18 protein-coding genes and 2 pseudogenes are annotated in these 21,085 nt (G+C 61.2%); 8 read left to right on the top strand and 12 right to left on the bottom strand.

The window, feature by feature from the left end; genetic code table 11:
• Positions 1-261: 261 nt before the first annotated feature.
• Entirely contained in the window at positions 262-633 is a 372-nt protein-coding gene (locus ACOI7Z_RS22005; protein WP_048335932.1) for a VOC family protein, read from the top strand.
• Positions 634-640: 7 nt separating this feature from the next.
• Here the strand turns inward: ACOI7Z_RS22005 and ACOI7Z_RS22000 are convergent, their stop codons facing one another.
• From ACOI7Z_RS22000 to ACOI7Z_RS21990, 3 genes are all read right to left on the bottom strand, one after another.
• Positions 641-1,711, bottom strand: a complete 1,071-nt coding sequence (locus ACOI7Z_RS22000) for an ABC transporter ATP-binding protein (protein WP_002908292.1) — start codon at positions 1,709-1,711, stop codon at positions 641-643.
• The gene (locus tag ACOI7Z_RS21995) at positions 1,704-3,473 is read right to left on the bottom strand and encodes an ABC transporter permease (RefSeq protein WP_004189548.1); all 1,770 of its coding nucleotides are present in this window, start codon (positions 3,471-3,473) and stop codon (positions 1,704-1,706) included. Before ACOI7Z_RS21995 ends, ACOI7Z_RS22000 begins: the two co-directional genes overlap by 8 nt.
• 74 nt (positions 3,474-3,547) lie before the next feature.
• Positions 3,548-4,636, bottom strand: a complete 1,089-nt coding sequence (locus ACOI7Z_RS21990; RefSeq protein ID WP_137916248.1) for an ABC transporter substrate-binding protein — start codon at positions 4,634-4,636, stop codon at positions 3,548-3,550.
• Between the two features lie 303 nt (positions 4,637-4,939).
• Here ACOI7Z_RS21990 and ACOI7Z_RS21985 point away from each other — a divergent pair, with 303 nt between their 5' ends.
• Both ACOI7Z_RS21985 and fdhF read left to right on the top strand, forming a co-directional pair.
• Positions 4,940-6,019, top strand: a complete 1,080-nt coding sequence (locus ACOI7Z_RS21985; RefSeq protein ID WP_065812952.1) for a malate/lactate/ureidoglycolate dehydrogenase — start codon at positions 4,940-4,942, stop codon at positions 6,017-6,019.
• Positions 6,020-6,265: 246 nt separating this feature from the next.
• Positions 6,266-8,416, top strand: a complete 2,151-nt coding sequence (gene fdhF, locus ACOI7Z_RS21980) for a formate dehydrogenase subunit alpha (RefSeq protein WP_137916247.1) — start codon at positions 6,266-6,268, stop codon at positions 8,414-8,416.
• A gap of 45 nt (positions 8,417-8,461) precedes the next feature.
• On the opposite strand, the gene ACOI7Z_RS21975 is transcribed toward fdhF, so the two are convergent.
• Complete coding sequence (locus ACOI7Z_RS21975) at positions 8,462-9,619, bottom strand: M20 aminoacylase family protein (protein ID WP_023290035.1); 1,158 nt, start codon at positions 9,617-9,619, stop codon at positions 8,462-8,464.
• A 296-nt stretch (positions 9,620-9,915) separates the two neighbouring features.
• Here ACOI7Z_RS21975 and ACOI7Z_RS21970 point away from each other — a divergent pair, with 296 nt between their 5' ends.
• From ACOI7Z_RS21970 to ACOI7Z_RS21950, 5 genes and pseudogenes are all read left to right on the top strand, one after another.
• Positions 9,916-11,115 (top strand): MFS transporter, encoded by a 1,200-nt coding sequence (locus ACOI7Z_RS21970; RefSeq protein ID WP_137916246.1) that lies wholly within the window; start codon positions 9,916-9,918, stop codon positions 11,113-11,115.
• A gap of 115 nt (positions 11,116-11,230) precedes the next feature.
• On the top strand, positions 11,231-11,665 hold the full coding sequence (locus ACOI7Z_RS21965; protein ID WP_087849305.1) for a VOC family protein: 435 nt from the start codon (positions 11,231-11,233) through the stop codon (positions 11,663-11,665).
• A 40-nt stretch (positions 11,666-11,705) separates the two neighbouring features.
• A complete protein-coding gene (locus ACOI7Z_RS21960; RefSeq protein ID WP_086075655.1) occupies positions 11,706-12,092 on the top strand; it encodes a VOC family protein in 387 nt (128 codons plus the stop codon).
• A gap of 115 nt (positions 12,093-12,207) precedes the next feature.
• Positions 12,208-12,525 (top strand): annotated as a pseudogene (locus ACOI7Z_RS21955) (transcriptional regulator); the annotation flags it as partial.
• Positions 12,526-13,192: 667 nt separating this feature from the next.
• Positions 13,193-13,519 (top strand): nitroreductase, encoded by a 327-nt coding sequence (locus tag ACOI7Z_RS21950; RefSeq protein ID WP_087849306.1) that lies wholly within the window; start codon positions 13,193-13,195, stop codon positions 13,517-13,519.
• Positions 13,520-13,674: 155 nt separating this feature from the next.
• Here the strand turns inward: ACOI7Z_RS21950 and ACOI7Z_RS21945 are convergent, their stop codons facing one another.
• The 8 genes and pseudogenes from ACOI7Z_RS21945 to ACOI7Z_RS21910 form a co-directional block, all read right to left on the bottom strand.
• Positions 13,675-14,397 carry an amino acid ABC transporter ATP-binding protein gene (locus ACOI7Z_RS21945; RefSeq protein ID WP_087849339.1) on the bottom strand — a complete coding sequence of 241 codons (723 nt, stop codon included), beginning with the start codon at positions 14,395-14,397 and terminating at the stop codon, positions 13,675-13,677.
• On the bottom strand, positions 14,384-15,148 hold the full coding sequence (locus ACOI7Z_RS21940) for an amino acid ABC transporter permease (protein WP_004151161.1): 765 nt from the start codon (positions 15,146-15,148) through the stop codon (positions 14,384-14,386). The genes ACOI7Z_RS21945 and ACOI7Z_RS21940 overlap by 14 nt, the downstream gene beginning before the upstream one ends.
• A 63-nt stretch (positions 15,149-15,211) precedes the next feature.
• Complete coding sequence (locus ACOI7Z_RS21935; protein WP_008804504.1) at positions 15,212-15,979, bottom strand: basic amino acid ABC transporter substrate-binding protein; 768 nt, start codon at positions 15,977-15,979, stop codon at positions 15,212-15,214.
• Between the two features lie 92 nt (positions 15,980-16,071).
• Positions 16,072-17,005 (bottom strand): annotated as a pseudogene (locus tag ACOI7Z_RS21930) (MurR/RpiR family transcriptional regulator).
• Positions 16,971-17,948 carry an ABC transporter substrate-binding protein gene (locus ACOI7Z_RS21925; RefSeq protein ID WP_072413321.1) on the bottom strand — a complete coding sequence of 326 codons (978 nt, stop codon included), beginning with the start codon at positions 17,946-17,948 and terminating at the stop codon, positions 16,971-16,973. The pseudogene ACOI7Z_RS21930 and the gene ACOI7Z_RS21925 overlap by 35 nt, the downstream one beginning before the upstream one ends.
• Positions 17,938-18,990 (bottom strand): FecCD family ABC transporter permease, encoded by a 1,053-nt coding sequence (locus tag ACOI7Z_RS21920; protein WP_048297701.1) that lies wholly within the window; start codon positions 18,988-18,990, stop codon positions 17,938-17,940. The genes ACOI7Z_RS21925 and ACOI7Z_RS21920 overlap by 11 nt, the downstream gene beginning before the upstream one ends.
• Positions 18,987-20,012, bottom strand: coding sequence for a FecCD family ABC transporter permease (locus tag ACOI7Z_RS21915; protein ID WP_087849307.1), 1,026 nt, complete (start codon positions 20,010-20,012; stop codon positions 18,987-18,989). Before ACOI7Z_RS21915 ends, ACOI7Z_RS21920 begins: the two co-directional genes overlap by 4 nt.
• Complete coding sequence (locus tag ACOI7Z_RS21910; protein WP_065881379.1) at positions 20,009-20,830, bottom strand: ABC transporter ATP-binding protein; 822 nt, start codon at positions 20,828-20,830, stop codon at positions 20,009-20,011. The genes ACOI7Z_RS21915 and ACOI7Z_RS21910 overlap by 4 nt, the downstream gene beginning before the upstream one ends.
• Positions 20,831-21,085: the final 255 nt, after the last annotated feature.

The raw sequence follows: 21,085 nt of genomic DNA, 5'->3' as shown, positions 1-21,085 counted from the left end.
GCCATAACCTTGAGGCGGTAAACCGGCGGCGTTCACACCGCGCTGAGCTTACCCATGCGCCAAAAAAGAGTGACTTGTATCACAAATGTTATTTTTTGTTTATGGTACATGGCAGATTAAACGTCTGTAAATACTCGTATTAGGAATAATTAAACATTTTGAGCTGTTAAAAAAGTTACTACCCGTTGTTAACTATTTTGCATCTATTTCCCGGCTAACGCGTTCGGCTGGCGATACCCCGTCCACAGGAGAAGAGAAGAGATGTTCGATCATGTGAAATTCGGCGTCAGCGACTATGCCGCCAGCAAAGCTTTCTTTTTACAGGCTCTGGCCCCGCTTGGCGTAACGCTGGTCGATGAAGGCGAGCCGACCTACGGCGCAGAGCTGGCCGGCAGCGGCGATGTCTCTTTGTGTCTCTATCAAAGTGCGGACAAACCGGCGCCGCTGCATATCGCCTTTCGCGCCGACAGCCGCGAGCAGGTGGATGCCTTCTGGCAGGCGGCGCTGGCCGCCGGAGGAAAGGACAACGGCGCGCCGGGGTTACGGCCCAACTACCACGCCGGGTACTACGCCGCCTTTGTGATTGCGCCAGACGGGCACAATATTGAAGCCGTGTGCCATCTGGCGTCTTAACAAACGGTTACCGCTGCGGAAAAATCCACACATCCTCCGCCGGAAGCGTCAGATGGCAGTGTTCAGCATCGCGCAGCGCGGTTCCGTAGGCGCGTAGCGGAAAGTCGTCGCCCTCGGTGCGGAACAGGTACTCCCAGCGGTCGCCGAGGTACATGCTGGTCAGCAGCGGTAACTGGAGACTGTTATCCTGCGCCGCGCCGTCAAGACGCAGGCGCTCGACGCGGATCACCGCCGTCGCCGGCTCGCCGACGCTGACCCCCTCGCCCGCTCGCCCCCACAGGCTCCAGCTGGCGCCTTCGATGCGCGCCCTGCCGTTCTCCAGCGCCATCACCTTGCCGTGCAGGCGATTATTGCTGCCCATAAACTCGGCGGCGAACAGCGTCGCCGGGCTGCCGTACATCTCCTGTGGCGTCCCCTGCTGCTCGATGACGCCATTGTTCAGCAGCAGAATACGATCGGAGATGGCCATCGCTTCATTTTGATCGTGGGTGACCATCAGCGCCGAGAGGCCCAGCTTGATGATCAGCTCGCGCAGAAACACCCGCGCCTCCTCGCGCAGCTTGGCGTCGAGGTTAGAGAGCGGCTCATCCAGCAGGATCACCGGCGGGTTGTAGACCAGCGCCCGGCCAATGGCCACCCGCTGCTGTTGGCCGCCGGAGAGCTGGTGCGGATGGCGGTTGCCAAGATGCCCCAGCCCCAGCTGATCCAGCACGCGCTGCACCCGCTCTTTTATCTCCCCGGCGGCGACTTTACGCAGCTTCAGCGGATAGGCCACGTTGTCGAACACCGTTTTGTGCGGCCACAGGGCATAGGACTGGAACACCAGGCCGAGGTTACGCTCTTCGGCCGGGATTTCGCTGCGCGGCGTGCCGTCGTACACCGTGCGGTTGCCGATGGCGATCCGCCCGCTCGTCGGCTTCTCCAGCCCGGCCACCGCCCGCAGCAGCGTGGTTTTGCCGCTTCCCGAAGGCCCCAGCAGCGACACCACCTCTCCCCGGCCGAGCGTCATCGACACCCCTTTCAGCACCGGGTTGTCGCCATAGGTGAGATGCAGATTTTCTACCGATAACTCAATCATGTAATTTCACTCCAAAGCGCAGGGCGATGCCAAGGCCAATCACCACCAGCAGAATATTGATAAAGGAGAGCGCCGCGACGATATCGATGGCCCCCGCCGCCCACAGCGACACCAGCATTGAGCCGATGGTTTCGGTACCCGGCGACAGCAGATAGACGCCGGTGGAATATTCGCGCTCAAAGATCAGAAACATCAGCAGCCAGGAGCCAATCAGCCCATAGCGCGACAGCGGGACGGTGACGTGGCGGGTGATCTGCCCCCGCGAGGCGCCGGTGCTGCGCGCCGCCTCCTCCAGCTCCGGGCCCACCTGCAGCAGCGTTGAGGAGATGAGCCGCAGGCCATAGGCCATCCATACCACGGTGTAGGCCAGCCAGACGCTGAAGATGGTATTGCGCAGCGCGCGCAGCTGCACGATAAGGTGCTCCCGCAGCCAGTCCGCCACCGGCAGCGCCGAGAGCCAGCCATGCTTCAGCGACTGATCGAGCCACATCGGCACAAACAGGAACACCCACAGGAAGGCCAGACCGGCCAGCAGCCCCGGCACCGCGCGCGGGACCAGCACGCTGTAATCAAGAAAGCGGGTGACGTTGTCCGCTTTGCGGTGCATGGCGATGCCGACAAACAGATAGCAGATCACCGCCAGCGCGCCGCCGACGATGCCGATAGCCATCGAGTTGACGATCGCCCGCAGCAGATTGGGCTGCTGCCAGATATTGTGGAACGTCGTCAGCGACAGCTCATCCCACAGCGACACGCCGACGCCCCAGTTGGAGATAAAGGCGCGCAGCGCCACGCCGAGCAGCGGGACGCCGATGGTCACCGTCAGCCAGGCCACCACCACCGCCCCGGCCACCCAGCGCCATTTGCCCAGCGGCAGCGCCCGCGCCTGCGATGCCTTGCCCTTCATGGTGACAAAGCGGTTGGCGGTGCGCATCAGCCGACGCTGGAGCATGACCAGCGGGATGGTGATGCAGATCAGCACCACCGCCACCGCCGCCATCAGATGGTAGGAGGGGGTGCCAAGCTTATTGGTCAGCTTGTAGAGATAGGTCGCCAGCACCATGTTGCCCTCGGGGTCGCCCAGCACCAGCATCAGACCGAAGACTTCCAGACCAAGGAAAAAGAGCAGCACGCAGGCGTAAAGAATGGAGGGCCGTACCATTGGCAGACTCACCGAAGTCATCACCTGCAGCGGCGTGGCGCCGACGGTGCGCGCCGCCTCTTCCACATCCGAGCCGACGCTGCGCAGCGCCGAGGAGATATAGAGATAGGCGTGCGGCACGTGGGTTAAGCCGGCGATGACCACAATGCTGAACATCGAGTAGATATTCCACGGCACAAAGCCGATCAGCTGCTGCGCCCACTGGGAAAAGAAGCCTACCGGCCCGGCGGCCACCACGTAGCCAAAGCCCAGCACCATCGGCGAGACGAAGATCGGCACCAGGATCAGCGGCTCAATGAACCGCCGGCCGGGTAAATCGGTGCGTACCATCAGAAAGGCCAAAATACCGCCCAGCGGAATGGCGATAATCACCAGGCCAAAGGCCAGAATAAACCCTGACCTTAACGCCAGATAAAAATCCGGGTCGGTAAAAATAAAAGCGAAGGCTTCCAGACTCCAGGATTTGGAGCGGGAAAAGAACGGCGCGGAGAGAAAACTCTGCACCACAATAAATAACAGCGGGACGTAAATCACCAGCGCCGTGATGCACACCACCACGCCGCGCGGCAGCCCCTGCCACTTTCTGCGTAATACATTCATGGTTCATCCCTTTGGTCAGGTGAATAAACCCGCCGGGTGTGAATAAGGGGCATCGGCGATGCCCCGGGGGAGGATTATTTCGCGGCGGCGCTGCGCCATTGTTTAATAAACTGCAGACGTTTTTGCGGCTGTAAATAATCCAGCAGCGTTTCGTTGACCGGGATCGGTTTTAACGCTTTGCCCAGCAGCGTGGTCATGCCGTCGATATCATTTTTGCCTTCAATATCGCGACGAAGAGAGGGAATATCCGCCTGGCTGGCGAGGATCTGTTGGCCTTTTTCCGACAGGACATAATCCAGCCACAATTTCGCCGCATTGGGATGTTCGCTCTCCTGGCTAATAAACGAGACGCGGGAGAGCACCAGCACGTAATCTTTCGGATAGGCGATGCCTAAAGAGGGATCGTTTTTCGCCCGCGCTTCGGCATAGGAGCCAAGAATGTTATAGCCGATCAGGTTTTCGCCAGAGGAGACGCGCTCCATCATCGTGCCGGTGGAAGACTGCACCGTCAGGCCGCCTTTAGCGATATTCGCCAGATCGGTAAAATAGTTCGCGTCGGCCTGGCTGTCCTGGACCGCCAGCATAAAGCCGAGGCCCGATTTTTCGATATCGTAGGTGGTGACTTTGCCTTTAAATTTATCGGCCTGGCTGGCGATCAATTTGGCCAGCGCGGTGTGCGAGTCCGGCACCTCATTCTGCGGGATCAGTCGTTTGTTATAGATAAATACCACCGGCTCGTAGGTGGTGCCATAGGCTTTCTGCTGCCACACCGCCCAGTCGGGTAATTGCTTCACCTCCGGCGAGGCATATTGTTCCGCGTACTCGGTGGCTAATTTCAGCGCGGTATCCATCGATGAGCTCCACACCACGTCCCCGCTGCCGCCCCCGGCGGCCTGCTCGCTGATATAGCGGTTATACAGCTCGGTGCTGTTCATGTCGTTATATTCGACTTTTACGCCCGGATATTGCGCTTCGAATCCTTTAATTAACGGCCCGGCCGCTTTGGTATCGGTTGTGGAATAGATCACCACCTTGCCCTCTTTGAAGGCGGCATCAACCGTTTTTTGATAATCCGCCGGATAGCCCGCAGGCACCTCCGCCCAGGCGGCACAGGCGAAAACGGCCGTCAGTGAAACCACTAAACCACTTATTTTCTTATACATTATACCAACCTTTAATCATCAATTAATAAACACAAATTTAACATATAGTGGTATCAGCTCCCCTTGCAACGCCGGGGCTGGCTTTTTTCTGGCTTTTGTGACAGTGGCAGAATTTAAAAATGTGGTGTTTATGACGTTAATTAAAACGCGATCCCGGACCGGTTTTTTATCGTCTGTCGTATAACCCAGGCGCTGGCGCAGGGGCCTGTCGCCGGGAGAGTCCGCCCTTGACCTTCTGCGCCGGGCGGCGCAGCATAAAACGGCAAACATAACAAAATAACAACAGACTACAGGAGAGAATCAGTGCCAACAGGACACCGCTTTCTGGCGACGGATCTGCATCAGTTTGTCGTCTCACTGTTTACCCATCTCGGCAGCCGCTCAGAAGAAGCGACGCTGGTCGCCGACCATCTCATCGCCGCCAACCTGGCCGGGCATGACTCCCATGGCGTCGGGATGATCCCAAGCTATGTGAAATCCCACGCCGGCGGCTTTCTGCAGCTGAACCGCCACGCCACGGTCACCAAAGACGCCGGCGCCGTGGTCACCCTCGACGGCAACGCCGGCTTCGGCCAGGTGGTCGCCCACGAAGCGATGCAGTTAGGCATCGAAAAGGCGAAGCAGCACGGCATGGCGGCTATCGCCCTGCGCAATGCGCATCACGTCGGACGCATCGGCTACTGGGCGGAGCAGTGCGCCGCCGCCGGGCTGATCTCCATTCACTTCGTCAGCGTGATCGGCGACCCGATGGTTGCCCCGTTCCGCGGAAAAGACAGCCGCTTCGGCACTAACCCGCTGTGCGTGGTGTTTCCCCGCGCGGGCCATCCGCCGCTGCTGCTGGACTACGCCACCAGCGCCATCGCCTTTGGTAAAACCCGCGTCGCCTGGCACAAAGGAGAAGCCGTGGCGCCCGGCTGCCTGATCGACGCCGAGGGGCTGCCCACCACCGACCCGGCGGTAATGCAGACCTCGCCGCTGGGCGCCCTGCTCACCTTCGCCCAGCACAAAGGCTATGCCCTGGCGACACTGTGCGAAGTGCTCGGCGGCGCGCTCTCCGGGGGGCAAACCACCCATCAGGAAAGTCTGCAGACCAGCGTCGACGCCATCTTTAACTGCATGACCACTGTGATCCTGCGCCCGGACGCGTTCGATGCCCCGGACAGCCAGGCGCAGACGGAGGCCTTTATCGCATGGTGTAAACAGTCGCCGCACGATCCCGATGCCCCGGTGCTGGCCCCCGGCGAATGGGAGGCCGCCAACCGCGAAGCGCGCCTGGCCGAGGGGATCCCGCTGGATGCGGGCAGCTGGCAGGCGATCTGCGCCGCCGCGCGCGACGTCGGCCTGAGCGAGTCGCATATCGCCCGCTGCCGCCCTCTCGCGTAGCGGCATTATCCCCTGCAGAGCGTCTGACGTCGGCGCTCTGCGTCATCGTCATTAGTGACGAGGTCACGCTCCCGTCATCCCTCCCCTGTTATTTTTCATTTTAAATCAATAAATTAAATTCTGGCACGAGACCTGCATAGCGCAGCGGGCCTGCGTCCGCATCACCACCAGGCGATACCGCGATCGTTGCCCGTCGGGCCCGGCGCGACAGCGATCCTCTGTTCACTGTTAACAGGTCTGTTACTGATGAAAAAAATCACGAGCGTGTGCCCCTACTGCGGGGCGGGTTGCAAACTTAAACTGGTTGTCGACAACAATAAAATCATTCGCGCGGAAGCCGCCGACGGCGTCACCAACCAGAACCAGCTGTGCCTGAAAGGCTATTACGGCTGGGATTTTCTTAATGACACGCAGCTCCTGACGCCCCGTCTTAAACAACCGATGATCCGCTACCAGAAAGGCGGCGCCTTCACGCCGGTCAGCTGGCAGGAGGCGATTCGCTATACCGCCAGCAAGCTCAGGGAGGTCAAAGAGAAGCATGGCCCGCGCGCCATCATGACCACCGGCTCCTCGCGCGGCACCGGCAACGAAACCAACTATGTGATGCAAAAGTTCGCTCGCGCGGTGCTGAACACCAACAACGTCGACTGCTGCGCCCGCGTCTGCCATGGCCCTTCCGTCGCCGGGCTGCAGCAGGCGCTGGGCAACGGGGCGATGAGCAACTCGATAAGCGACATCGAAAACTCGAAGTGCCTGTTGGTCTTTGGCTACAACTGCGCCGACTCCCATCCCATCGTCGCCCGCCGGGTGATCAAAGCCCGGGAAAACGGCGCCAAAATCATCGTCTGCGATCCGCGACGCATTGAAACCGCACGCATAGCCGACCGTCATCTGCAGCTCAACAACGGCAGCAACATGGCGCTGGTGAACGCCTTCGGCTATGTATTGCTGGAAGAAGAGCTGTACAACAAAGCCTATGTCGAACGCTATACCGAAGGGCTGGACGCCTACCGCGAGGCGGTGAAGGATTACGCCCCGGAAGCAGTGGAAGGGATTGTCGGAGTCAGCGCGCAGGCGATCCGCGAGGCAATGCGCATGTTTGCCGCCGCCCCTTCCGCCACCATTATGTGGGGCATGGGGGTCACCCAGTTTGGCCAGGCGGTGGACGTGGTGCGCGGCCTGGCAAGCCTGGCGCTGCTCACCGGCAACCTGGGACGGGCGAACGTCGGCGTGGGCCCGGTCCGTGGGCAAAACAATGTACAGGGCGCCTGCGATATGGGCGTACTGCCGAACCTGTTCCCCGGCTATCAGGAGGTCACCGACCCAGCCGTGCGGGCGAAATTCGCCGCCGCCTGGGGGATCAACCCGGCGCAGATGGATGACCAGGTCGGCACCCGCATCACCGAGGTGCCGCATAAGGCGCTGACGGGCGAGATCAAAGCCTACTACATCATGGGCGAAGATCCGTTGCAGACCGAAGCCGACCTCGGCCTGGTGCGCAAAGGCATCGAGGCGCTGGACTTCGTGGTGGTGCAGGATATCTTCATGACCAAAACGGCGGAGATTGCCGATGTCCTGCTGCCGGCCACCTCCTGGGGCGAGCACGGCGGCGTCTTCACCTGCGCCGACCGCGGGTTTCAGCGGTTTGAACAGGCGATCCCGCCGGCGGGGAATGTGAAGCGCGACTGGGAGATCATCAGTCTGCTGGCCAGCGAAATGGGCTATCCGATGCACTATGAGAACAACCAGCAGATCTGGGACGAGATGCGCGAGCTCTGCCCGCTGTTCTACGGCGTGACCTGGGAGAAAATGGGCGATATGGGCCATGTTCAGTGGCCATGCCCGACCCTCGACCACCCCGGCACGCCGTGGCTGTATAAAGACAACCGCTTCGACACCCCATCGGGTAAAGGGCAGCTTTTCGCCACCGCCTGGCGCGCGCCGGCGGAGCGTCCGGATGATGAATGGCCGCTGGTGCTCTGCACGGTGCGGGAGGTGGGGCACTACTCCTGCCGCTCGATGACCGGCAACTGCGCCGCGCTGCAGTCGCTGGCCGACGAGCCGGGACGGGTGCAGATGAACCCCGTGGATGCGCAACGGCTGGGGATCGCCGACAAACAGCTGGTGTGGGTTAGCTCCCGGCGCGGAAAGGTCATCACTCGCGCCGACCTCAGCGATCGCATCAACCCGGGCGCGGTCTATATGACCTATCAGTGGTGGGTGGGCGCCTGTAATGAGCTGACCCAGGATAACCTGGATCCGATCTCCAAAACGCCGGAGACCAAATACTGTGCGGTGAAAGTGGAAGCGATTGCCGACCAGCAGTGGGCGGAGCGCTATGCCTGGACTGCCTACAGCGACATGAAGGCGCGACTGAAAGCCGCCGCCGACGTCTGACCTCAGGGAGCGCGCGCTCCCTTCCCTCCTGCCGCTGCCGGCGGGTTACGCCGCCGGCAGCTGTTTCTCCACCAGCGCCACCCACATCGCCACCCCGTGGCTAATCAGCGCGTCGTTAAAGTCATAGCTGGCGTTATGCAACGGCTTCGACGGCGTTTCGCCATCGGTGCCGATCCAGAAATAGGCCCCCGGACAGACCTCCAGCATGCAGGCAAAATCCTCCGAGGCCATCGACGGCGCCTGGTTCCAGCGCACCGCCTCCGCGCCGAGGGTGGCGACCGCCACCTCGCGCAGCAGCTGCGCCTGCGGCGCATGGTTTTTAGTCACCGGATACCCGGGAAACCAGCTAATCTCGCCCCGGACATCGGACACCTGAGGCTGGGTGGCCACATAGCTTTCGATAAGCTCCCGCACGCGGGCGCGAACGCGATTGCTCAGGCAACGGAAGGTGCCGCGCAGCACCACGGTGTCCGGCAGGACGTTGATCGCCTCGCCGCCGTTTATCTGGGTGATGCTGACCACCGCGGAATCCTGTGGCGACAGGCGACGGGAGGGGATGGTCTGCAGCGCCATAATCAGCTGCGCCGCGGCGACGATGGGATCGGCCCCGCTCTCCGGCATCGCCGCATGGCAACTTTTGCCGCGCAGGGTGATCTCGAAGGCGTCGAGGGAAGCCATCATCGCGCCATCGCTGAGCGCCACTTCGCCGAGGGGGATCCCCGGCCAGTTATGCAGCGCGTAAATCGCATCCATCGGGAAGCGTTCGAATAACCCCTCTTCCACCATTTTGCGCGCGCCGCCGAGGTTCTCTTCCGCCGGCTGGAAGACAAAGTGGACGGTACCGCTGAACTGGCGGGTCTGCGCCAGATGGGCCGCGGCCGCCAGCAGCATCGCGGTGTGGCCATCGTGGCCGCAGGCGTGCATTACCCCGGCGCGGCGCGAACGGTAGCTGACGCTCCCCAGCTCGGTGATCGGCAGGGCGTCCATATCGGCGCGCAGGCCGATGACCGGCCCGGGGCCGTTTTCCAGCGTCGCCACGACGCCGGTGCCGGCCAGCCCGCGATGAACCTGCAGGCCAAACGAGACCAGCAGCTCGGCGACGCGGCGCGAGGTCTCCTGCTCCTGATATCCGAGCTCAGGCGCGGCGTGAAACTCACGTCGCCAGCCTGTGGCTTCGGCGATCAGTGACGGCGATACGGCCATGTATTACTCCTTTCCTGCATAGCGTAATGCTGAATAATTGGGTCATGCGCTGCGTTTTTCCCCGTCGCTCACCGGCGCCGGGTCGCTGCCGCTCCCTCCGTTATATCCTGTCGTTAACACGCTGACAACGTCACGAAATGCGGCGGCGGCGCGGCGTACACGCCAGCCGCCGCCGGGCGGACCTTTTTTGGGAGTGATTTCAACGGTGACAACGGCCAGGCGATTAATTATTATGCAACTCAGGACGGCAATTTGCCGAAGGATCCACTACTGACCTCTCCGTCATCGGAAATAAAATGTTTAACCCAGACCAGAATCGTCTTGCCCCCACGCTGGCGATGATCATGGCCGCGTCGCTCGTGGGATTTATCACCGGCTATACGGTGCCGTTAATCAGTCTTGAGCTGGCGCAGCAGCAGGTTGCGCCGCTGTACGTCGGCCTGCTGGCCGCCCTGCCGCCCGCCGGTATGATGATCTCCTCTTTCCTCTCTCCTGCGCTGTGCCGGCGCGTTGAAATGGGCGTGCTGCTGAGCGGCAGTCTGATCCTGCTGGCGCTGGCGACCATCGCCTCATGCATGACCACCGATATGACGCTGCTTCTGCTGCCGCGCCTGCTGACCGGCCTGGCCTCCGGGGTCATTATCGTACTGGGCGAAAGCTGGATCACCGGCGGCGCGGCGGGCAGCCAGCGCGCCACCCTCACCGGCATCTACGCCTCGGCCTTTACCGGCTGCCAGCTGGCCGGGCCGCTGCTGATCTCCGTCGGCCCCGCCTGGCAGGCCTCGGCGCTGATGGCGATCGTCGCGGTCACCGCCGTCTGCCTGCTGATGCTGCGCCATCTGCCCACCGGCACCCGAGAAAGCCTTGGGGAGCGCGCCAGCTGGCGCAGCCTCGGCGCCTTCCTGCCGGTACTGGCCTCCGGGGTCTTCTGCTTCGCCTCCTTCGACGCCAGCATCCTCGCCCTGCTGCCGCTGTACGGCATGGACAAGGGGCTTAATGAAGGAATGGCGGTGCTGCTGGTGACCGTGGTGCTTACCGGGGATGCGATGTTCCAGACCCCGCTCGGCTGGCTGGCCGACCGGGTCGGCATTCGCCGCGTGCATCTGGCCTGCGCGGTGGTCTTCAGCCTGTCGCTGCTGGCCCTGCCGCTGATGCTCGGCTCACGCATTCAGCTGATGGCCATTTGTCTGCTGCTGGGCGCCGCGGCGGGGGCGCTGTATACTCTGTCGCTGGTGCGGGCGGGGAAAACCTTTAGCGGGCAGAAGCTGATTATGATTAACGCCCTGTTCGGCTTTTTCTGGTCCGCCGGCAGCGTCGCCGGACCGGTAGTCAGCGGCATGCTGATCGGCATCACCGGCTACGATGGCCTGATCGCCACCCTGGTGGCCAGCGGCGGGCTGTTCCTGCTGATCCAGTGTCTGTGTAAAAACGAGAAAACCCTGCTCGCCAGCGAGCAGGAAGAGGACATGGACGAAGCGACGGAGTCCGCGCAGTAGTCCTGACGGGCTGGCCTGGCGCCAGCCTTTTTTATGGCCCTTACCGGAGGGTATCCTGTTTTTGCTGGCTCACTGCTGTTAACCATTGCCGGCCCCCCTGCCAGGAGGAAATCCTATGGAAAGCAATACCTTACATCGTGGCAGATTGATCGATCATATTCTGCTGGTTGTCGAAGACTTTGAGGCAAGCAAAAACTTCTATACCGCCGTACTGTCGGCGCTGGAGATCCCGGCGATCGCCACCGCCAATGAATACTTGCTGGCTGACGAACTGGTGGTGGCCTCACGCCACAGCCCGGAGGCCGCCGGGAAACTGACAGGGCGCCACCATCTGGCGTTCCAGGCCAGAGATCGCGACATGGTGGACGCTTTTTACCATGCAGCGCTGACCCATGGCGGCCGCGATAACGGCGCGCCTGGCGAACGACACTATCATCCTGGTTACTATGCCGCTTTTGTGCTGGATCCGCAGGGGAATAATATTGAGGCGGTGTACCATGGCGAGGCTGTGCGCAGCGCCGGGTCTGTTGCCATCCGCTTCACGCAGTAAGCGGGCGAGAGTCACCTTTTTGCCGCTACAGGAGGACACTATGTTTTCATACATTATGCTGGGAACGAACGATCTACCACGCGCCATCGAGTTCTATGACCCGTTAATGGCATTGTTGGGGCACGCCAAAGCCGGCCGTAACGAACAAGGCGCCTCATGGGGCACCTTCAACGGCAACCAGACCTGCGGGCTGTGCGTGGGCGTCCCCTTTGATCAGCAGCCTGCCGGGGTGGGCAATGGAACGATGGTGGCGCTTAACGCTCGCTCCGTCGAACATATTGCGGAACTGCATGCCCTCGCCCTGCAACTCGGCGGGCGTGACGAAGGCGCGCCCGGTCACCGACCGCAGTATGGCGACGGCTTTCACAGCGCCTACGTCCGCGATCCCGACGGCAATAAGCTGGCGTTTGTTTATTATGCGCGGTGAGCCTCATTTCTCACCCTGCATATTCGCGGTTAAGTTTGACCCGGACGTTAAGGGATAAACGCCGTTTATCTCGGTATTCGTGGCGATTTTTGCATCATCCACAACAGCCAGCAGACCAGTCCTGCAGGCGCGTATCGTTGACTGGGAGCAACAGGCGCCGCTGATGTTGTCCAGCTTTCGCCGGGATTTTACCCGCGCCAGCCAAAGTACCGACATTCCTGAACTGGTCAACGATCTGGAACGGATCTCGCCAGCGTTTAAATTATGGTGGCGGCAACATCAGGTGCAGGTCCCGTGCCATGGTGTCCGTCATTGACTGGTCGACGAGCAGCCCGTCCCTTTCGAATTCACCTCACTGACCGTTGATGAAGACCGACACCTGCGGCTGGTGGTGTATGCCCGACAGGAACAGGAAACCGGTCTTTCGGGATAAATGTTTAACAGAAGACAGGCGTTGTGGAGTTTAAAAGCTGATGGCACTTCTGTGAATGATTAAAGCAGAACATAACAAGGTAAAAAACAGTGGGATCGCTCACATCATAAGGTGAAATATTCCCGGTCGCTTAAGGCCATTTCGGTATTTCCATTTGGAGCAAAAGCTCTCCTTCGCGGGCGAAACGGCCATTCTAAAAAAATGGGACCACGCACTCGCTTTGACCGGTGGCAGAAAATCCAGGCGATGGTGGCTTTGGTGAGTTTCAGCGCTGAGCGAAGGGTTGACATTGAAAGGCAACAGGAAACTCAAATTTATAGTGCAATAGACATGTCCATACCGCGTACATCTGTCTGGGCAAGTCTTGATGGATATTTACTTTCCTGATAAACATAAAGCCATGCTTTTCGTAGAAGGTTTGCGCATTGGGTGTTGAGGTCAGGGTTGACTGTTTCAGCCCTCTTTTAATCGCTTCTACGCTTCCCCGGTAAGATCCAGATACCCCGTTGCCACCAATCCGCCATCGGGCATTTCGACAACAAAGAAAGGATTACCGTAATAACCTCTGTAATGTTCAGGCATAGCTTCAGGCGTCCAGTGGTCCCGTCGCCTCTGGTCAGGGTATGATATGCTTCAGGATACTTAAAATACTCAAAGGTAAGTCCGGATGGAAAAGAATTTCACGCCTGAGCAAATTGACTTTATCAATCGCGTTGTCTTCAAGCATATCGATAAAATGACTGCGGAAGTCGCTAATATTGTTGAACAAACAGAAAAAGCCGCACACCAGGAACTTGCGGAGCATGGCATTGATATGACAGAGTTTTATCCTGCCAATCAGCCTTTTTTGATGATGACAATCGTCCAGACGTTGATAGACCGGGTGCACGGTGGGGACATGGCGATTGCGCAAAAAATGATAACGATGGAAGCCAAAAGATTAAATGTCAGCGTAAATGTCGAGGCGGATAAATCACGTGTATCGGGGCGTTAACCATGTCAATGGCCGATATGGTCCGCTCCTGGGCCAACTCTGCCCCACCCTGACTCCCACACCTTCCCCAACCACGCTAAAAGCAGCCTACACTCCCTCACGCTCCCCAGCCCGCTGAGTGTGGGCTGGGCTGGCCTGGCGCCAGCCCGCCCGGTTTACAGCACCTTGCTGAGGAACGCGGCGGTGCGCGGGTTGGTCGGCGCGCTAAAGATCTGCCCCGGCTTGCCCTCTTCCTGAATCACGCCCTGGTCGATGAAGATCACCCGGTCGGCCACTTCGCGGGCAAAGCCCATTTCGTGGGTCACGATCACCATGGTCATCCCCTCGCTGGCAAGGTTTTTCATCACCTCCAGTACGTCGCCCACCAGCTCAGGATCCAGCGCCGAGGTGGGCTCATCGAACAGCATTATCGACGGCTTCATCGCCAGCGCGCGGGCAATCGCGACGCGCTGCTGCTGGCCGCCGGACAGGCTCGAGGGCCAGGCGTCGCGCTTATCGCTTAAGCCCACCTTCGCCAGCAAGGCTTCCGCCAGGTCGACCGCCTGCTGGCGCGGCATATTGCGCAGATTCATCGGCGCCATAATCAGGTTTTCCAGCACCGTCATGTGCGGGAACAGGTTAAAGCGCTGGAACACCATGCCGACGCTTTCGCGCATCTTGTTGAGGTCGGTAGTGCGGTCGAGGGCGGCAAAGCCGTTGACCACCACCTCGCCTTCGCTGACCGTCTCGAGGGCGTTCATACAGCGCAGAAAGGTACTTTTCCCCGAGCCGGAGGGGCCGATGATGCACACCACTTCCTGCGGTTTAATGTCGCAGCTGATGCCGCGCAGCACGTGGCTGTCGCCGAAGCGCTTATGTAAGTTATTAATGTGAATCACTTTTGCCAAACCTCTTTTCCAGACGGTTAACCAGCTGCGCCAGCAGGAAGGTGATCACCCAGTAGACCAGGGAGATGGTCAGGTAGGGTTCCCAGTAGGTGGCGTAGGCGCCGGAGACGGTGCGCGCGGCGTAGGCCAGATCGGCCAGGCCTATCGCCGAGGCCAGCGACGAGTCTTTGACTATGGCGATGGCGTTGTTGCCCAGCGGCGGCAGAATGCGGCGAAACGCCTGGGGCAGGATCACCTTGCGCATGGTTTTCCACCACGGCATGCCCAGCGCGCGGGAGGCCTCCATCTGCCCTTTGTCGATCGACTGGATGCCGGCGCGGAAAATCTCCGACACATAGGCGCCAGCGTTAAGGGTGATCGCCACAATGCAGGAGAGGAACGCCCCGTAGCTGGCGCGCAGCTCGCGGGCAAAGTCGGCGCTCATCAGGCCGCTGGTCACCAGCAGGCCATCGCGCGGGTTAATAAACAGCGGCACCAGCGCAAAGTGCACCACCATGATCTGCACGAACAGCGGCGTACCGCGGAAGGCGCTAACGTAAAAGCGCACCGGAAACTGCACCAGGTAGCGGAGAATATATTTCCATGGCCCGTGCTCGGCCTTCGCCATCCGTCCGAGACCGAGGGTTAACCCCCACAGCGTCCCGAGGATTACGCAGATAATGGTACATTTAATCGTCATCAGGGCGCCGTCCACAAACAGCGGGCCGTACTCCTCGATGATCTCCCAACGGAATCCCGTCATAGTCCTTCCCTAAAAAATACGGCTATCGCCTGGGCGATAGCCGTGGTCACTGAAAAAGGTGGGTTATTGCGCTGGCAGCGTCGGCACGTTGTCGTCGAACCAGGTTTTATAGATTTTGGCGTAAGTTCCGTCGGCAACAATCTTCTGCAGACCGGCGTTGATTTTGCCCAGCAGTTCGCTGTTGCCTTTCGCCACCGCGATACCGAAATACTGGCGTTCAAATTTGGCATCCGGCACCAGCTTGAACTGCTTCTCCGGGTGCTGTTTGATGTAGTACTTCACCACCCCGACGTCACCCACCGCGGCGCTGACGCCGTCCTCGAACAGCTCCTGGAGCATCAGGGGGGTATTGTCGAAGCGCTTGATCGCCGTGCTGTTTTTGCCCAGTACCTCAGAGACCACGATATCGCCGGTGCTGGAGTTCACCACCCCGACCTTCTCGTTTTTCAGGGCCGCCAGGGAATCGACCTGCGAATCCTGGGCGACGACGATAGACTGCTCGGCCGGGAAGTACGGCGCGGAGAAATCGACCATCTGTTTGCGTTTATCGGTGATGGTGATCCCGGAGATGATGATGTCGCGGTCGCCGGTGTTCAGCGTGGCGAAGATGCCTTCCCATGGGGTATTGACCAGTTTGACGTCAAAGCCTTCGGCTTTGGCGATGGCTTTGATGATGTCGATATCAAAACCTTCCAGCTGTTTCTGGCTGTTTTCAAATTCAAATGGCCGGTAGGTGCCGCCGGAGCCGACGGTGTAGGTTTCCGCAGCCGCCTGTCCGGCTGCCGTCAGCGCGGCCATCATGAAACACGCTTTGAGCAAATTCTTAACCATGAGATATCCTTTTTATGCATTTATTTTGCATAAAAATACACACACTTACTTTTGTATGCAACCGGAAACCTTCCCGCTGGTGAATTATCTTATCAACTGGCCCGTTTACCGCCGGATTTACCGATGGCCCGGTGCAGGTCGTTGATTCGCTTCAGGGATTTCACCGTTTTTTGTGGCGTGGTCGAGGCCACCGACAGGACAATCATCTCCAGACAGACCAGCACCGTGCCGTGCAGCGGCATCCGGCTACTGTCCCCGCCGCGCGGGACGTCGATCACCACCTGTGCCTCCTGGCTGAAGCGCGAGTCCACCGCCTGGGTCAGCAGGATGGTCGGAATTCCCAGCCGTTTCGCCTCGCGCAGGGTGGTCATCCCTTCGCGATGGGGGGATTTTTGCCCCATCATGATCAGCACATCGCCGCGCTGCAGGCCGATAAGCTGTTCGGCGAGGCTAAAGCCCGTGCGGTTCATCACGTAAGCCGGCAGGCCAATGCGGCTGAACAGCCGGGCGGTGTACTCGGCGAGGATCCCCGAGGCGCCGATGCCGAAGATCCCCACCTGGCGCGCGTCGCTGAGCAACGCCACCGCCTGGGCCACCGCCGCGCGATTGTCGGCCCGCGACAGGACCTCGCAGACCCGCTGGTGCCCTTCAAGCACAAAATCAATACTGGAATTGACGTCGCTGGCGAGTGCAGTGACCGTCGAGCGCATCTTTTCCGCCGAGGTGACCGAGGTGCCGAACCAGCGCTCCATAGTCTGCTTAAGCTCGCGCAGCCCGGCGAAGCCCAGCGCCTGGATAGCGCGGACCACCGTGGCGTCAGAGGTCTGGGTCGCGGTGGCGATCTCCATCGCCGTCTGCTCCAGCACCACCTCGCGGTTGTCGTTGATATAGCTGACCACGGCCCGCAGGCGGGGAGAGAGCTGATGCGCCCGGGCGCGATAGCGTTCGCCGAACAGGTCGACCCGCCCCTTCTCTTTTTTTACCGCGCTTTTCATTTGGCCACCGCCGGGATCGGCCTGCCGGCAATATGCGACTGCACCTGGGCCACCATCAGAGAGAGCGCGGCGTAGGAGTTGGAGATCACCTCCTCCCGCGGCAGCAAAATATAGCGCCCGGTGCGGCAGGCGCGCATAAAGTCGCACCAGCCGGGCATCACCCCTTCCATCGCCTGCAGCTCATCCTGCGGCTTACCGCCGGTATCCGACCGCCAGGTGGCGAAGACAAAATCGGCGTCCAGCTCCGGCAGTTGTTCCGCGCTGACGTCAATTCGCTGGCCGTCGGGGATCCGCTCAATCAACGGCGGAAAGCGGAACCCGGCGTCGCGCAGCACCCGGCCCAGCGCGTGGTAAGAATGATGCACCGTGACCTTGCCGTTGTTCGCCTGGATCACCGAGACGCTGTACTGCGACGGGTTGACCATCGCTTTCAGCTGCTTGATTTGCTCCTGATAGCGGCGCTCGAGGATCGCCAGCCGCGGCTGGGTGCCGGTCAGCTGCGCCAGCTTGCGGTAAATCTCCGGGGCGCTGCCCTGCAGATGGTCGATGCTCACCGTCGGGGCAATCTTCTCCAGCTGCTCCACCGACACGTGACGGCTGGGCTCGGTGATGATCAGATCCGGCCTGGCGGCGGCCACCGCTTCCAGATCGATATCGGCGGTGCCAATAAAGCGGATATCGCTATTGTCGAAATCGACGCCGGTGAGCTGGGCGCTGGAGCGCAGATAGTGGCTGCCGTCCGGCCGCGTCCGGCCGTGGCTGGCGATGGGCGGCGCCCCGAGCTCAATCAGCGGAATGGTAATGTCGAGATCGTGCATCGAAACGATACGCTGCGGATGGAGCGGGACGGTGACCGTGCGGCCTAAATCATCGGTAAAAGTCTGAGTTTGTGGGTCGGCGGCGCTGACGGCCCCCGTCAGCAACAGCAGCAATGAGACGAACCAACGCATAATACCTTCCTGGTTAAAGGGCATCGCGGCGACGCCAGAGCAAGACAACAAAAAACGGGCAGCCCACCAGGGCAATAACAATCCCCGCCGGGATCTGCAGCGGCGCAAACGCCAGCCGGCCAAGGGTATCGGTCACCAGCACCAGCAAGGCGCCAATCAGCGCGCTTCCGCTCAGCAGCGATACCTGGCCGCCGCGCAGCACAAAACGCGCCATATGCGGCGCCATCAGGCCAACAAAGCCCAGGCTGCCGACGCAGGAGACACTGGCCGAGGTCAGCAGCACCGGGGCGAAAAAGCGCAGCAGCGTGAGCTGCTGCAGACGCACCCCAAGGCCGATGGCGGTCCGGTCGCCCAGCAGCGCCGCGTCCGCCGCCCGGGCGGTACAGAACAGGATGATGGCCCCGGGCAGCGCCCAGCAAAAGGCCACCGCCAGCAGCGGCCAGGTGGCGGCCTGCAGGCTGCCCGCCAGCCAGATCATCGCCGTCTGCACGTCGCGAACGTCGGCGGTGGTCATAAAGATGCCGACCGCCGCCGCCAGGGTCCAGGAGACGCCGACGCCAATTAAAATAAAGCGCGGTCGCGAGCAATCGCGCGCCAGCGTCAGGACCAGCAGGGCCACCGCCACGCCGCCGACCATTCCCGCCAGCGGCCGCCAGACCAGGCCTACCGCCGGGAAAAACAGCACCAGCGCCAGGACCACGATGCTGGCCCCCTCTTTGACGCCGATCAGCCCCGGGTCGGCCAGCCCGTTGCGGGTGATGCTCTGCATCGCCGCGCCGGCCAGCCCCAGCATAGCCCCGCACAGCAGCGCCATCAGGATCCGCGGCAGGCGGATATCAAACAGAATAAAGCGCGGCTGCTCGCCAATCTCCTGCGGCGCCAGCAGGGCCCGCGCCAGCGTCGACGCGGGCAGTGGATAGCTGCCGCGGCTGAGGCTGTACAGCCCCAGCGCCAGCAGCATCAGCAGCATTAAGGCGGCAATGTTAAGCGCCGCCGGGCGCAGCAGCAGCTGGCGGGAAGCGAAAACCAGCGGCCGAAAGCCGGCCCGATGGACGGCGCGCATCATTTAAAAAACCTCGCGGCGATAAAGATAAACAGCGGCGCGCCCACCAGGGCGGTCATCGCCCCGGTGGCCAGCTCCTGAGGGGCGACCAGCGTCCGGGCGGCGATATCCGCCAGGAGCAGCACCAGCGCCCCCACCGGCGCCGCCAGTGGCAGCGCCAGGCGGATATCTTCCGTCACCAGACGACGCACCACGTGCGGCACCACCAGCCCGACGAAGCCGATCGGCCCGGCCACCGCCACCGCCGCGCCGCAGAGCAGCGCAATCGCCAGCAGGCCCAGCAGCCGGGTCTGGATGAGGTTCACGCCGAGGCCCAGCGCTACCTTATCCCCCAGCGCCAGCACGTTGAGGCGCGGGGCAAGGAACAGCGCAACGCCAAGGCCGATCAGCGCCGGGACCAGCGCCGTCCGCAGCGTGCTCCAGTTCAGCCCGGCCAGATCGCCCGCCAGCCAGGTGCGCATCGCCAGCAGCGTTTGTTCATCGAGAATTAATATCGCCGCCGTCACCGCCGACGCAAACGCCGACAGCGCTACCCCGCACAGCGTGATGCGCAGCGGCGTCGCTCCGCCGCGACCGGCAGAGGCCAGCGCCATCACCCCGCCGAACAGCAGCGCCGCGCCGCAGGCGGCGGTCAGCGGCCGCGCGGCGGGGAAAGCGCCGAAGGAGAGCCCCAGCGCAGAGGTCGCCACCACCGCCAGCGACGCGCCGGCGTTAAGGCCGAGGATATGCGGCTCGCCCAGCGGGTTGCGGATCACCGTCTGCAACAGCAGCCCGGCGACGCCGAGCGCCGCGCCGGTCAGCAGCGCCGCCGCCAGCCGCACCAGGCGCAGTTCGACGATTATCCGCTGATCGAAGTTACGCGGGTTGTACTCCAGCAGCGCCTGCACCACCGTCTGCGGGGCGATCCAGCGGGCGCCCAGGCCAAGATGCACCAGCGAGCCGGCAATAAGCAGCAGCGTAAGCAGGAGCAGCGCCAGCCGGGGACGGGCGCGCCGCCGCGCGGGATGCAGGCTAACCACGCTCATTGTGCCGCCGCCTGGCGGGCGCGAAACGGCATAAAGAACGGTTTGCCGGTTTGCGGGTTAATCGACATCTGCACGTCAACATCAAACACGCGTTTAATCAGCTCAGGGCTACAGACTTCACCGTCGCTAATCGTGCCGGCGATGCGCCCCTGTTTAAGGAATACCAGCAGATCGGCATAGTTGACGGCAAAGTTAAGATCATGGAGCACCGTCACCACCGTGCGGCCATGATCGCGGGTCAGGGTCTGTAGCAGTTCGAGAATATCGACCTGATAGCGCAGGTCGAGCCAGGTGGTCGGTTCATCCAGCAGAATGGTCGCCGTTTGCTGGGCCAGCGCCATGGCGATCCAGCAGCGCTGACGCTGGCCGCCGGAGAGGCTGTCCACCGGCAGATGAGCGAACTCGCGGGTGCCCGTTAAGCGCAGCGCCTCTTCCACCGCCAGCTCATCGGCGTCGGACCACTGGCGCATCAGCCCCTGCCACGGGAAGCGACCGCGCGAGACCAGTTCGAAAACCGTTAACCCTTCCGGCGTCAGCGGCGATTGCGGCAGGATGCCGAGCTGGCGCGAGACGGCCTTCGTCGGCATCTGATGAATGGCTTGCCCGTCCAGACGCACGCAGCCGCCGAGCGGTTTCAGCATCCTGGCGATGGTCGACAGCAGCGTGGATTTGCCGGATCCGTTCGCCCCGGCCAGCACCGTCATTTTGCCGGTGGGGATGGTCAGGTTGATGTCGTCAACGATCAGGGTCTGGCCGTAGCCGGCCGACAGGGCATCCAGTACGATCCCCTGCTCTGCAGGTGTCACCCGCTGTGGCATAACTCGCTCCTGCGCCGCAGCGTTCCAGGCGATGGCTGGACATTCTGCAGTCAAATCAAAATAAATCTCATTCTCTTTTGATCATGACGGGGATGAATGTAGTAGTCAATAGTCGCCATCGTCTTCAGGCGCGGACGATGACTACAGCGAAGCCGCGCCAACGCAATAGAATCAAAATAAAATAATATCAAAGAGATAACCACATGACATTCCCTGATGGAGGTGTTTAAAACGCCCTGTTCCCCGCCGCTGATT

It is taken from the genome of Klebsiella sp. C283, assembly GCF_048822555.1.
In the GTDB taxonomy this organism is placed as follows: domain Bacteria; phylum Pseudomonadota; class Gammaproteobacteria; order Enterobacterales; family Enterobacteriaceae; genus Klebsiella; species Klebsiella quasipneumoniae.
Note: the sequence above shows the minus strand (reverse complement) of the source record. Positions and strands in the feature narration are given on the sequence as shown.

Coding starts and splice junctions, on each gene's coding strand:
- ACOI7Z_RS22005 (WP_048335932.1), top strand. CDS start 262: ATGTTCGATCATGTGAAATTCGGCGTCAGCGACTATGCCGCCAGCAAA.
- ACOI7Z_RS22000 (WP_002908292.1), bottom strand. CDS start 1,711: ATGATTGAGTTATCGGTAGAAAATCTGCATCTCACCTATGGCGACAAC.
- ACOI7Z_RS21995 (WP_004189548.1), bottom strand. CDS start 3,473: ATGAATGTATTACGCAGAAAGTGGCAGGGGCTGCCGCGCGGCGTGGTG.
- ACOI7Z_RS21990 (WP_137916248.1), bottom strand. CDS start 4,636: ATGTATAAGAAAATAAGTGGTTTAGTGGTTTCACTGACGGCCGTTTTC.
- fdhF (WP_137916247.1), top strand. CDS start 6,266: ATGAAAAAAATCACGAGCGTGTGCCCCTACTGCGGGGCGGGTTGCAAA.
- ACOI7Z_RS21975 (WP_023290035.1), bottom strand. CDS start 9,619: ATGGCCGTATCGCCGTCACTGATCGCCGAAGCCACAGGCTGGCGACGT.
- ACOI7Z_RS21970 (WP_137916246.1), top strand. CDS start 9,916: ATGTTTAACCCAGACCAGAATCGTCTTGCCCCCACGCTGGCGATGATC.
- ACOI7Z_RS21965 (WP_087849305.1), top strand. CDS start 11,231: ATGGAAAGCAATACCTTACATCGTGGCAGATTGATCGATCATATTCTG.
- ACOI7Z_RS21960 (WP_086075655.1), top strand. CDS start 11,706: ATGTTTTCATACATTATGCTGGGAACGAACGATCTACCACGCGCCATC.
- ACOI7Z_RS21950 (WP_087849306.1), top strand. CDS start 13,193: ATGGAAAAGAATTTCACGCCTGAGCAAATTGACTTTATCAATCGCGTT.
- ACOI7Z_RS21940 (WP_004151161.1), bottom strand. CDS start 15,148: ATGACGGGATTCCGTTGGGAGATCATCGAGGAGTACGGCCCGCTGTTT.
- ACOI7Z_RS21935 (WP_008804504.1), bottom strand. CDS start 15,979: ATGGTTAAGAATTTGCTCAAAGCGTGTTTCATGATGGCCGCGCTGACG.
- ACOI7Z_RS21925 (WP_072413321.1), bottom strand. CDS start 17,948: ATGCCCTTTAACCAGGAAGGTATTATGCGTTGGTTCGTCTCATTGCTG.
- ACOI7Z_RS21920 (WP_048297701.1), bottom strand. CDS start 18,990: ATGATGCGCGCCGTCCATCGGGCCGGCTTTCGGCCGCTGGTTTTCGCT.
- ACOI7Z_RS21915 (WP_087849307.1), bottom strand. CDS start 20,012: ATGAGCGTGGTTAGCCTGCATCCCGCGCGGCGGCGCGCCCGTCCCCGG.
- ACOI7Z_RS21910 (WP_065881379.1), bottom strand. CDS start 20,830: ATGCCACAGCGGGTGACACCTGCAGAGCAGGGGATCGTACTGGATGCC.